Below are 12,351 nucleotides of genomic sequence, written 5' to 3' on the forward strand. Positions count from 1 at the left end.
GTTTCATTCATACATGGCTTACGCGGATTTGCGCGAATTCGTTCGCACACTGGAAAAGGCGGGAGAGCTCAAACGCATCCCATTCGAGGTCGATCCCTATCTGGAGATCACTGAGTTTGCTGATCGCGCCGTCAAGACAGGCGGGCCCGCCCTCCTGTTTGAGAAGCCCAAAGGCTACTCGGCTCCGGTCCTCATCAACGCGTTCGCCAGCCACAAGCGCATGCGCCTGGCGCTGGAGTGCGACTCGCTGGACGACATCGCCGGCCGCATCTCCGAGATGCTGGAAATGCGCATGCCGCAGGGCCTCATCAACAAACTGAAGATGCTGCCCAAGCTCGCGGACATGGCGAACTTCTTCCCCAAGATGGTCGATCGTGGTCCCTGCAAACAGGTGATTCGCAAGGACAACTTCTCGCTGAAGGAACTGCCCGTCCTGCACTGCTGGCCCCAGGACGGCGGACCGTTCATCACGCTGCCCATGGTCTTCTCCCGCAACCCGGAGACCGGCAAGCGCAACTGCGGCATGTACCGCATGCAGGTCTACGATGACCGCACCACCGGCATGCATTGGCAGATTCACAAACAGGGCGCCGAACACTACCGCCGCCTCCTGCGCGAGGGGAAGACAAAGCGAATGCCGGTCTCCGTGGCCATCGGAGCCGATCCGGCCACCATGTACTCCGCCATCCTGCCCCTGCCGCCCGACCTCGACGAAATGATGATCGCCGGCTTCCTGCGCAACAAGCCCGTCGAAATGGTGCGCTGCGAGACCAACGACCTGGAAGTGCCCGCCAACGCCGAGTTTGTCCTCGAAGGCTACGTCGAGCTGGGCGAAACCCGCACCGAGGGCCCCTTCGGCGATCACACCGGCTTCTATTCGCTGGAGGACCCCTACCCGGTCTTCCACGTCGAATGCATGACCCATCGCAAGGACCCCATCTATCCGACCACCATCGTCGGTCCGCCCCCGATGGAGGACTTCTTCATGGGCAAGGCGATCGAACGCGTCTTCCTGCCCCTGATGCGCCTGCAATTGCCTGAGGTACGAGACATGTCGATGCCGCCCGAGGGCGTGTTTCACAACCTCATGCTGATCTCGATCCGGAAGTCTTACCCAGGCCACGCGCGCAAGGTGATGCACTCCATCTGGGGTCTGGGCCAGGCCATGTTTTCCAAGGTGATCGTGGTGGTCGACGAGGATGTGGACGTCCAGAACTACAGCGAAGTCGCCTGGCGCGCGCTGAACAACATCGATCCTCAACGCGACATCGAATTTGCCCTGGGACCTGTCGATTCGCTCGACCACGCCAGCCGCCTGCCCGACTTCGGCTCCAAGATGGGCATCGACGCCACCCGCAAATGGCCGCAGGAGGGCTTCACCCGCCGCTGGCCCGATGTGATCAAGATGGATCCGGCCGTCGTCCAACGTGTAAGCGACCTATGGAAGAAAGCCGGCCTTTGATGGTAAGATAAAGGGGTATTGCGGCGGGTGTAGCTCAGTTGGTAGTAGCGCCAGATTGTGGTTCTGGATGTCATGGGTTCGAATCCCATCACCCGCCCCAAAAGCCCTTCAGACCCCACCTTTCCACCAAACCGGCGGAATCCCTTCACAACCTGGCAGCCTTCCAACGTCCCCTAAACGGATGGCCCGTGAATCTTCCGCTGCCGTGCTTCCAGCGCCAGATGTTCCTTGAAGATCAGGCCCGCCACCGTCAGCCACAACACAGTCATCACCATCGTCACCGCCGCGAAGCTCTGCAGCCCTAGCGCGAACTTCGTACCCGTGAACACCAGCGCGGCCTGCAGCATGTCGCCCATGCGCACGACAAACGTGTCGATGGCCGTCTTCGCTTTGTACTTCGCCTCGCGGCTGGTCAACAGGAACAGCGCCTGTTTGGTCGTGCTCTGAATCGAATAGTCCGTACTGTTCTCCAGGATCTTGACCATGCGCACAACGGCGAGCGCCGGGTAGACCAGCAGCAGGCCGTACGCCCCAAACGCGATGATGGGCAGGATGAACAGCGCCCCGCGCACGCCCAGGTACTTCAGCACCCGCGAGGCCAGGAAGACTTGCATCAACAGGCCCAATAGGTTCACTGCTCCGAAAAACTCGCCATAGAACTGCCCGATGTACTTGCCGCGAGCGGCCGCCAGCGCCGCACCGGCTCCCACGTGCTTGATCGCCTCGGCCGTCACCAGTTTGCCCAGCAGGAATTCACCCGTGCTGTTGACGATGTTCAGCAGCAGCACCAGCGTCGCGATTAGCAGCAGATAGCGGTCGTGGAAAATCAGCTCGAAGCCCCCGTCGGAGCTCAGCGGCTTGGCCGCCGATCGCTGTTGCGCCGCGCTGCCGCTCACCGCCCAGTTGTTGCTGACCCGCGTCATCAGCACGCACAGCACCAGCACCACGGCCACCACCAGCATGGTCGGGTACGGGCCGAAGATCCCGATCGAGTACTTCGCCGCCTCCGCGCCCAGCCACGCGCCCAGCGAACTTCCAATCCCGATCACCGGGAACAGCCGCTTGCCCTGGTCCTCTGTGTAAATGTCATTGGCAAACGCCCAGAACTGGGCAATCACGAAATTGTTGTAGATGCCCAGCCAGAGGTAGAAAACCACGCCCTCGCGAATTCCGGCCTGACCAGCCAGGTAGAACAGCACCAGGTTGCCGGCGAAAAACAGCGAAGTCCAGGTGATAAGCTTGATGCGGTTCATCCGCGACGCCAGCGCGCCATAGGCGGGAATCACAAACAGCAGCAGCAGCGCCTGGCCGGCGGAAGCGTAGCTTTTTACCTCCGCGCCGCTTTCGCTGAGAATCAGCGCCTCGCGCACCGTTTTCAACAGGTAGTAGGAGCCCAGCAACAGGAATACGTTCAGCGCCAGCAGCAGCGCCGCGGCGCCTTCGCCGGCCCGTACCTCTGTCGCCAGCGCCATCAACCGGTCCACCCAGGACCGGCGTACCGCCGGGATTACCGCCGTACTCATCTCCGTCATTCTCGCCGATCTTCGCCTCTGTCCGCTGGGCCCCCGTTTTCGTTCACACTGGAATGGATGGGTGATTGCGCAAGCAGACTTCTAAACATTACCGTCTGGTCCATTATCCTCTCGGCAACGGCACCGGCGGCTCCCCAATTCGTGTATGTCGGACCTACCCAATCACGTAGCGTGCTCATCGCCTGGGGGACCACCGAAGGTGGCGGCCGCAACACCATAGGCCGGGGCTCCAAGCCGATGGGTAACGCCGTATTGCGGCTCAACGGCGACCACGCGGTCACCGGACGCAACTGGGAAGAGGTGGGCGGACTGACTCCGGACACCGCCTACCCCTACGAGGTCCTCATCAATGGCAAACGCATCGGCGGCGGCATGGTTCGCACCCTGCCCGAGCGGGCCACCGTCCTGAATTTCTTCGTCATCGGCGACTACGGCACCGGCGACCTGAATCAGTTGGAAGTAGCCAAAGTGATGTGGCGCGAATACCAGCGCCTGGACGCTGCCGGCAAGCACGTTCGGTTCGTCATCACCAACGGCGACAACATCTACGCCCGAAAAATGTTCGGCGTGCCGACGCGCCGCGGCACCGGCAACGACGACGCGCATTGGGAGAGCCGTTTCTTCCTTCCGTATAAGCCGCTGATCGAGAGCATCCCCTTCTACCCCAGCCTCGGCAACCACGACGGCAACGAATCGGAATCGACCCGCGACCTGCCCGTCTACCTCGACAACTTCTTCTTCCCCGGCAATGTCCCGGCGCGTTACTACACCTTTTCCGTACCCGGCCTGGCCGATTTCTTCGCCCTCGATACCACCCGCAGCGTCGCGCCCAACTGGCCTGTGCCGGGCTTTGACGTCCGCTCAGTCCAATACCAATGGTTGAAGAAGACCCTGGCGGCTTCCTCCGCGCCCTGGAAGATCGCCTACGGCCACCACCCGCCCTTCACCGCCGGCCCCAATCACCCGGCCTCCTACAACGACCTGCTGCCGTTCATGAACCTCTTCCGCGACAATCGCGTGGCGGCCTACTTCTGCGGGCACGAACACAACTTCCAACTCGCCACGCCCCACCCCGAAATGGGCAAGGCGATCATGATCCTCTCGGGAGCGGGCGGGGAACTCCGAGCCGGCGATGTCCGCAACCGCATGAAAGCCTCCGGCATCGCGGCCTGGGCCGATACCGTCCACTTCCTCAGCGTGGAAATCGAGGGAGACGAGATGCGCATCACCCCAATCTCCCCCTATCCCATGCAAATCAAGGACCCCGAAGGCCACGAAATCCCCCTGCCGATCCTAGTCCGCAAACCCTAACCCAACCCGGAATTGAGCCGCGCATGTTAGTGAGCGGGCACGACGCACTACCTCCGCACCACCATCCATCACCCCACCTCACACCCGTACCGTCACGGTCAAATCCCGTCCCGGATCACTCCCTCCATTCCGACCCACCGAAACAACATCCACTCTCAACTCATCCCCCTCACCCAGCGGAGCCCGGCCCCACCCGTCCACCACGTTCGATCTCCGGCTCCCGGCCGCCACCGTCAACTCGCAATAGATCGAGCCATTCACCAGCACGCGAGCCACCACCGGCTCCCCGATCGGAGCGATGCCCATTCTCGCGGTGACATCCCGCACGGCCGTCCGCCCATCCACCACCAGCGGAGGCGCCACCGAGGTCATCACCGCCGGAACCCCCTCATACTGCATCGTGTACTGCCCGCCCGACATCGTCCGCAGTCCACCCGCGATCAAACCCGCGAACGACAGCCCCGCTGCCGGCCCGTCCCCGCGCGAGTTCGTGAAATACAACTCCGCCGCCGCGATCCGCGTGTTCGGCAAGGCCACCCGTTGCGAGTACCCGGCCGCAATCGCACTCCCGAAGAACCCAATGGGGAAGGGCAGCACCACGGCCCTCTGCGTCAGCGGATAGACACTCTCCCCTGCCATTCGACCGGCCACGCCAGACTCGAAGCACCCCCGTTCCACTTCACAGGACATCCGGTCCCCGGCCACAGTCAACACCCGCATCAACTCATCGCCCACCTGCAGCAGTGTGCCCACCTCCACATCCGCCGGCCTGTTGAACGACACCGTCACCGCGTCCTCCGCCACATCCCCGGCCAGGGCCAGCAGACTCGGGCTCGCCAGTTCATCCCAATAGTGAACCCGCAAAGTCCCAGCCTGGATGCCGTGCGTATTCTCCAGGCTCTCAAACCCGATCCCCCCCACCTCAAACTCGCCGCGACCATCCGCCGACAACCCAAACGTGGCCAGTCCCGGCACATCCGGATCCCCACCTTCCGCCGAGCCGCCCACCTCAAACCGCGTGACAATCGCCTCGCGCAAGGCGCTCTCCACACCCAACGCATTGACGGCGACCCCCGTCACCTGCACCCACTGTCCTGCCAGGTTCGGAACCAGGAAATCGATCGAGTCCGTCTGCGTAATCCCGATCGGCTTCCACCCTGATTCCACAATCGTGAAGAAACTGGTCCCGTCGGGAACCACCACCCAATCCTCGGTCAGCGTCAGCACCTCAGCGGTATGCCCGGCGATCGTCCGCTCCTGCCCAGCCCCACGCCCCCGAGTAATCCGCACAACACAACCCGCCCATAGGTCCCCTTCCAACCCCAACCCGTCATGCCCGATCACCCGAGCCCCGTAAGTCGTCGCCGCCACCTCCGGACCCAGCTCAAACCGCCACTGGAACCGCGCATGGTCATAGTTCCCATCCGGAGCCGCGCTAGCCTGCGCCGCCAGTCCCGTATCCACAAACGACCCGTTCGCCGCCGCCTCCTCCGCGATCAAATCCAGGACCCCCGGCTTCGTCCCCCGGTACACTCGCATCCGCTCACTCCCCGCGGCAAACCGCAACCCCGTCAACTCCACCGAGTACGTCGCAGCGCCCGCCGGCACGGTAGCCCGCACCACAAACGACAACCCCGATTCATCCCCGTGTTCGTTCACCGCGCTCACCGCGTAGTAGTACGTTGCACCCGAGGCCAGGGTCCCGCCGCCCGCGTGTAGCGCGGCCGCCAACCCCACCACCGGAGCCGCTAGCCCCGTCAACGCTGGCCGCCGCGGCGGGCTGAACTTCGCCGTCAACTCCACGAAGGCGCCCACTCCCTCTTCGCTCTCCATCACGCCGAAGTCCTGCCCGCCATCCGCCCGCACCACCGTCCCGCACAACGGCCGTGGCGTCCCCAAGCCACCCTGCGGCTCGTTCCCTCGACCCTGCGCATCCTGTGGATCTCCGCCCGCCAGCGCATACCATTCATCCTCGTGCCGCTGCGCCGCAATCCTCACCCGCTCGAAGTTCACCGAGGGCGTCAGCCGCAGCACCCGGTACACTGCCCGATCCAGTCCCTCCTTCGCATGCGACAGCGCAATCAGGTCGCCCGGCCGCAGCCCAATCGCCTGCACACTCGTCTCGAACTCCACATAATGATTCCCCTGGATGTTCTTCGAGATCTGCAGCCGCATCACCCGAGCCGCCTGGTCGAAGTGCGGCAGCCCCATCGCCCCAAACGGAGCCGCCACTTCGCACCCCGACGCCGCCGCATCTTCAAAGTCCACCAGCGACAGGCTGTCCTGCTGATACTGATTGAACTCATCCTGGAACTCGACACTCAGCCGGTTCGGGCTCTCGCTCTGCCCCTTCCGCGTGATCCGGAACGTCGACCGGCCCCGCCCATCCCGGGCAATGCCCGAGAACCCGTTCAGCCCATCGCCAAACTCGTAAGCCGGCCACCCGCCCGCCAGCGGCGCAACCGAATTCGTCACCTCGCTCTGGACCCCCTGCTGCCGCGCCATGGTCGTCTCCGGCGACACCTGCACCTGCCCGCCTTCGTCCACCGTGATCATCAGCGCCGACGCCATCCGCAGCCCGCCAATGACATCGTTCAGACTCCGCCGCTGCGTCAGCAACAGATTCGTCTCAAACCGCGGCACCTGCACCTCCGCTCCTTCCGGAGTCCGCGCCGTCACAAACTCATCGCAATACGCCGCCGTCGCCGCGAAGCTCTTCAGGTTCAGTTCGCTCTTCGTCCACCCGCTGCGCCGCAGCAGATCCAGCAGCACCCACGCCGGATTCTTCGTGAACACCACATCCAGCGCCGCGCCCTCGGCGTCATACCGCCGCAGCTTCAGCCCATTCACCAGTACATCCACCTTGGGCAGTGCCCCCGTCTTCAACAGTGAGTTCGGCAACACTACTTCGAGACACGCCATACCCCCATGCGGATCGCCCAACGCCTGACCCTGCGCATCCGCGAAGCTCAGGTTGAAGCCGCCATTCCGCTCGCCCAGGCTCAATACGTTGTACCAGCCCGTCCCCGTCATGTCCTGGCCCGCCTGGCCCAACGGCAGCTCGACTCCATTCGCCACCACCTTCAGGACACCCTCCAACGGACCCGACCCCACCAGCACCTCGGCGTGTGTCAGATTCCCATCACTCCGCGCGAAGATCACCGGAGCCGCCAGCCACCCCGTCCCATACATAACCGGCACCGCGTCGTTCGCCCGAGCCCGCCCGTCCACCGCATCGGCGACCTTCGTCTGCTCTCCATGCGGCCGCACCGCAATACTCGGAGGGATAAACGCAAACCCGCCAAACCGCGCCGTAGCGTTGCCCGCCGCATCTTTCGAGAACATCCCCCGAGCCGCGCAATCCCCCCGCGTCCGGTTGCACCCCGTGAACGCCGCGCCATTCTCCAGATTCCCAACACCACCCTCGACCCCAGCCGAGTACCCGCAATGGAAGAACGGCGAGTAGCCCTCGCCACCCGCCGCCTCCGTCCGCTCCTCTTCACTGGAGGGAAACCGCCACGGGCAGCGCGCCTGAATCCGCAGCGTCGGCACCGCCAGCCGCTGCAGGCTCAGCCGGTTCGTAAAGCTCAGCCGCGCCGCCGTCTCGGTCAGCTCGTCCACCGGATTGGCGCTACCCAGAAACACACCCGTCAACTCCGACACCGGCGCACCCGCTTCAATGTCGAAGAACCCGAACCGCACCTTCAGCCGTGCGCCCTTCCAGCCAACACTCCGGTCGATCTGCGACACCACGCCGTCCACATTCGACAGCTCCAGCCAGAACCGCGACCCCGCGTCAATCGCGTCGTCCCCCGCCAGCCGCAGATCGAATCCACCATGCCGCAGCAGCCGCGGGGCATACTCCTCGCCCCCCACCGTCACCCGGTGCGTCGCCCACCGCTCCACGCGCCCTTCGGCCAGCGTGCAATCGAACACCAGCAGCGGAGTGTCCAGCACCTCCTGCCTCTTCCTGCTATGAATCGTCCCCATGGTTCACTCCGCCACCTTGCTCTTCAAAATCACGATCACCGCATTCCGGTTCGGACCCGTCGCCGAAACCTCCAAACCATCCGTCGCGAATCTTGTTTGTGGATACACGCCGCCCGGGCCGTACGTTGGCTTATAAGGCGACGGCGCGGCCTGCGCTTCCAACTGCAGGCCGCGCACCATCGCCTGGCCCCCGCCGTCCACGTCCAATCGCGCGGCGGTCCCTTCGCCAATCCCGAATCCGCTCACCCAAATCCGCCGCCAACCGCTCGCCGCAGCGAAATGCCGCGACACGCCACCCAGCGACAACGTCACACCCGCTCCCTTCACTTCCGCGCTGAGGCAGCAGGGGGCGCCCGCCGGCATCGCCACACCCTGCTGCACCCCTTGCGCCGCCAGGCTGCCGTTCGACAAGGCGAACTCGCCCGGCGCCGTGACGCTCACATTCAGCAGCGCGTCCCTGTTCCACCCGCCAGTGGTCAGGTCCTCGCTCGCCGCCAGCAGATTCGCCAGCGGATCCACAAATGTGAACGCCATCAACCCGCCCCGAGCCGCCGCATACAGCGCTTCAATCGCACCCGCTTCGCTGTCCGACAACTCGGCATATTCCAATCGCCAGGTCACCTCCGCCGGGCCGCCCGCCAACATCCGCGACACATGCCCGCCCGGACTCACCGTCTCCACTCTCTTCCTGCGCGCCGTCCGTACCATCGGATACTGCGCCACCGCGCCCGTCGTCAAAAATGGATAGACCAACATCTCAACCCACCTCCTCGGTCACCACCAGCGCGACCCCGCATTCCATCCGCGACACCGCCCTCACCGCGGCCTCGTCTCCCTCCAGGACGCATCTCTCCGACACCGCCCCATTCCACGGATCCGTAAATCGGAACGGCTCCAACGTGTTCAGGTACTGCTCCGCAAAGGCCGCCACGCGCAGCGCCTCGCCCTCGTCCAACTGCTCCATCCGCACCACCCACCGGCGCCTTATCCGCTGGGACGCAAACCGCTGCTCGCCCCCATCCAGGAACTCCACTACGGTCGTCCCCGTCCGGAGCCCCCGTCCCAGCGGATACTGCGCCACCGCCCCCGTCTTCAAACCTGGAAACTCCGGCATCGTCTTTCTCCTAGAACTCCTGCATCACTCCGCTCAACCCCTGGGACTCCAGCAGCGCCCGCTTCACCGCCTGCGCGATCTCCGGAGCCCGGTCCACAAACGACCGGCTGTCCATCGCCTCCACCTGCACCACCACATTCGCCCCCGCACTCCGCACCCGCCCGTCCTCGCCCCGGTCCAGCGGCATCATCAGATCTCCGCCATTCTCCGAAAACGCAACGTCATACTTCTGCTTCGCCGGCATCACAAACGGAGCCAACGCCGCCTGCGTGTCGTCCGAGCCTCCGTCGAACAGGCTCATCAGCCCGCCCACCAGCGGATTCACCCACGACACCCAACTCGCCGCCCCGCCACTACTGCTCTTCGAAACAACTGGGGCCAGGCTGCTCGAAACCATTGAGGACAGCAGCGAGGAAGAGAGCGGCGACCCGCCCGTCGCCATCGTCTCCTCCATCTGCCGCATCAGTGCCGGCCCGTCCAAATCGGACGACACCGGCACCGCCACCTCCTCCACCACCCGCCGCAAAACCTCCGACAAGTCACTTCCTGTGTTGTTGCTCATCTCGCGCCTTCTCCCATTCCCGGTCCAGCAGGATCATGGCTTCCACGTCCCGCGCCCACTCCACCGCTTCCTTCCGCGCCTGCCACACCGGATACAGCTCGAGCCACGCCAGGCTCTCCGCTGTGATCTCCGGCTTCGGACACGCAAACCGCACGACATCTCCGTGCGCCCACACGATCTTCGACCCCGGCTCGTGCCCCATCCAGGCACACCGCCGCCGCTTCTCCAAACCCTGCCGCCTGCACTCCCCGCACCTCCACCCGGCCGCATTCGCAAGATGGTAATGGAAGGCGAGGATCAGTTTTTTCTTTCTTCTCCGGTCAAGTGGCACTGCTGCCGCACGCACCCCGCGATCTCCCGGCACAGCGCCTCCGGACCCTTCTCCACCAAAGACTCCACCGTAGCTGCCGCCCCATCGATCGCCAGCCCCGTCACCTCCAGCAGCCCCCACTCGATGTACACGCGATCGATCCGCGCCTCCAACTCCGTCGCCGCCAGCCGGTCCGCCAGGCCCTCGCCCGCCGCGCGAAACTCCAACTCGTTCATCAGTTCGCGCATCCGCCTGCTGATCTCCGCCCGCCGCGCCAGCGAAATCTTTGCGACGGCGAAGTGGACCCCCGGCATCACCCGCGAATCCACCATTTCGCCGCTCGTCCACTCCACACGCTCATCCAAACGCGACATAGATCTCGTCCTCCCCGCTGCCCATTGCCTGCGACCCCTTCAGCCGCCACCGCATCCGCGAGTCCTCGCTATCGAACTCCGGCACCGCCGGCACGAAGCTCGGCAGGAACACCCCGCACAGCGCCCCTGCCTGCTCACCCAGTTGCAGCATCAGCGGGATCGGGCTCCTCTGCCGCGCCGCCTGGTAGATCTCCTCAAACACCGGCTGGTCCTGCCCGTACATCTCGAGATCCACCGTCACCTCACGCTGTCCCGACACCAGGCATCGCGGCGCCAGCGTCCCGAAGTCGCGCGTCCGGAACTCCATGTTGTTCTTCACCACCACCCGCGCATCGCTCAGCGTGAACAACCGGTTCGCGCCATTCCCAATCCACACCTGGCCCAGATGACCCGGCACCGGCATCTCGCTCAAGCCCTGCAGCGCCGGCTCCACCGGGAACTGCGTCAGCCCGCCCTCGCCGCTCTGGAAACTGGTGCTGTCGATCACATCCGCGGCCTCGCCCGAGAACCGGATCTCATGGAAATCCCCATTCACCCGGATCTCCATCTCATCCACAGCCGCACCACGCAGAATCCGCTGCACCGCCGTACCCGGAGTCCAGTAGTCGTGGACACTCACCGTAGGCAAGTCCACCGCCGGCGCATAGACAATCGAACCCCCGGCCACCGCCCCTGCGGCCTGCCCCTCAGTAAACGGAGCATTCACCACCACGTTCAACGCATCCGTCACGCCGCAAACAAACCGCAACTCGCTCCCGATCACAACAGCGGACCCCGGCTGCAGCCCATGCGCCTGCGCGAAAGTGATCACAGTCCCGTTGATCGCGCTCACCCCCAGCTCCATCGAAGCCACCGGAGCCGCGCCCAACGCCGCCTGCAGCAAGGCCCCATAACGGGGAGCCTCGCTACCCGATCCGCGCCCATACACATAGGTCCGCAGGTCGAATGGCGTCCGCCGCCGCAGTCCACCCTGGATCCCCTGAATCGTCCGCGACCCCGTCTTGTCCTTCCGCCGCGGAGTCTCCGTCTCCTGTCGCGCCGCCAGGCTCATCGCCGTGAACCGTTCGGCCGCCGTTACGCCCGCCACCACGCCAAAGCCACTCTCCAGCGCCGCATACAGGCGGTTGTTATTCGAACTGATATAGCAAGCCATCTCTTCATCGCCCTTTCAAATTCCAACCAAATCACCACCCACCCCGTCCTACCGGCTCACCCCCAGCCAGCAAACAACCCGCCCCACCTGCATGAAATTCAATCCGCCCTTCTTCACCGCATCGAAGCCCACCTCATACCCGGGCTCCAGAAACACGCCCTCCCCCAGGCACCCGGCATTCCGCTCCAACACATCCCGTACCGCATCTACATAGAAGTGCAGCTTCTCGCCGGTGCCCTCCAACCGGTCCGACGACACCCGTACCTCGGTCACCACCCGCATCCGCCCCGAGAACACCCGGAACTGCTCGCTCCGCTTGTTCTCGATCTGGTCGCAGTACGTCTGGATCACCGGATACCTCGTCGACCCCGCCTTCTCCTGCAACTCCGCCGGAGCCCGCGTCACCCCCACGCCCACACCCTCCACCACCTCCGGGCCCAGCCCGTAGTAGCCCTGCAGGGCCGTCATGCTCGGGCCCAGCCCCCACTCGCCCGCCAGCAAACCCCGCAGGCGCGACACCGCCTCCATCGTTGGGAACGTCAT

At 64.6% G+C, this 12,351-nt stretch carries 11 protein-coding genes and 1 tRNA gene; 3 read left to right on the plus strand and 9 right to left on the minus strand.

What is annotated here, in order from left to right; translation table 11 throughout:
* Positions 1–13 precede the first annotated feature (13 nt).
* On the plus strand, positions 14–1,462 hold the full coding sequence (locus IRI77_RS04890; protein WP_194450959.1) for a menaquinone biosynthesis decarboxylase: 1,449 nt from the start codon (positions 14–16) through the stop codon (positions 1,460–1,462).
* Between the two features lie 23 nt (positions 1,463–1,485).
* Positions 1,486–1,562: transfer RNA gene (locus IRI77_RS04895), tRNA-His, on the plus strand.
* Between the two features lie 73 nt (positions 1,563–1,635).
* On the opposite strand, the gene IRI77_RS04900 is transcribed toward IRI77_RS04895, so the two are convergent.
* Positions 1,636–2,985, minus strand: coding sequence for an NTP/NDP exchange transporter (locus IRI77_RS04900; RefSeq protein ID WP_228486603.1), 1,350 nt, complete (start codon positions 2,983–2,985; stop codon positions 1,636–1,638).
* A 180-nt stretch (positions 2,986–3,165) separates the two neighbouring features.
* Here IRI77_RS04900 and IRI77_RS04905 point away from each other — a divergent pair, with 180 nt between their 5' ends.
* On the plus strand, positions 3,166–4,305 hold the full coding sequence (locus IRI77_RS04905) for a metallophosphoesterase (protein ID WP_194450961.1): 1,140 nt from the start codon (positions 3,166–3,168) through the stop codon (positions 4,303–4,305).
* Between the two features lie 78 nt (positions 4,306–4,383).
* Here the strand turns inward: IRI77_RS04905 and IRI77_RS04910 are convergent, their stop codons facing one another.
* From IRI77_RS04910 to IRI77_RS04945, 8 genes are all read right to left on the minus strand, one after another.
* Positions 4,384–8,295, minus strand: a complete 3,912-nt coding sequence (locus tag IRI77_RS04910; protein WP_194450962.1) for a phage tail protein — start codon at positions 8,293–8,295, stop codon at positions 4,384–4,386.
* Between the two features lie 3 nt (positions 8,296–8,298).
* Complete coding sequence (locus IRI77_RS04915; RefSeq protein ID WP_194450963.1) at positions 8,299–9,051, minus strand: hypothetical protein; 753 nt, start codon at positions 9,049–9,051, stop codon at positions 8,299–8,301.
* Position 9,052: 1 nt separating this feature from the next.
* A complete protein-coding gene (locus IRI77_RS04920; RefSeq protein WP_194450964.1) occupies positions 9,053–9,409 on the minus strand; it encodes a hypothetical protein in 357 nt (118 codons plus the stop codon).
* Between the two features lie 10 nt (positions 9,410–9,419).
* A complete protein-coding gene (locus IRI77_RS04925) occupies positions 9,420–9,971 on the minus strand; it encodes a hypothetical protein (RefSeq protein ID WP_194450965.1) in 552 nt (183 codons plus the stop codon).
* Positions 9,949–10,200 (minus strand): hypothetical protein, encoded by a 252-nt coding sequence (locus IRI77_RS04930; protein WP_194450966.1) that lies wholly within the window; start codon positions 10,198–10,200, stop codon positions 9,949–9,951. Before IRI77_RS04930 ends, IRI77_RS04925 begins: the two co-directional genes overlap by 23 nt.
* Before the next feature lie 68 nt (positions 10,201–10,268).
* Entirely contained in the window at positions 10,269–10,655 is a 387-nt protein-coding gene (locus IRI77_RS04935) for a hypothetical protein (protein ID WP_194450967.1), read from the minus strand.
* A complete protein-coding gene (locus tag IRI77_RS04940; RefSeq protein ID WP_194450968.1) occupies positions 10,639–11,808 on the minus strand; it encodes a hypothetical protein in 1,170 nt (389 codons plus the stop codon). The genes IRI77_RS04935 and IRI77_RS04940 overlap by 17 nt, the downstream gene beginning before the upstream one ends.
* Before the next feature lie 48 nt (positions 11,809–11,856).
* Positions 11,857–12,351: a hypothetical protein gene (locus IRI77_RS04945; RefSeq protein ID WP_194450969.1), complete on the minus strand. Its 495-nt coding sequence runs from the start codon at positions 12,349–12,351 to the stop codon at positions 11,857–11,859.

Origin of the sequence: Paludibaculum fermentans (assembly GCF_015277775.1) — a bacterium.
Taxonomy (GTDB): domain Bacteria; phylum Acidobacteriota; class Terriglobia; order Bryobacterales; family Bryobacteraceae; genus Paludibaculum; species Paludibaculum fermentans.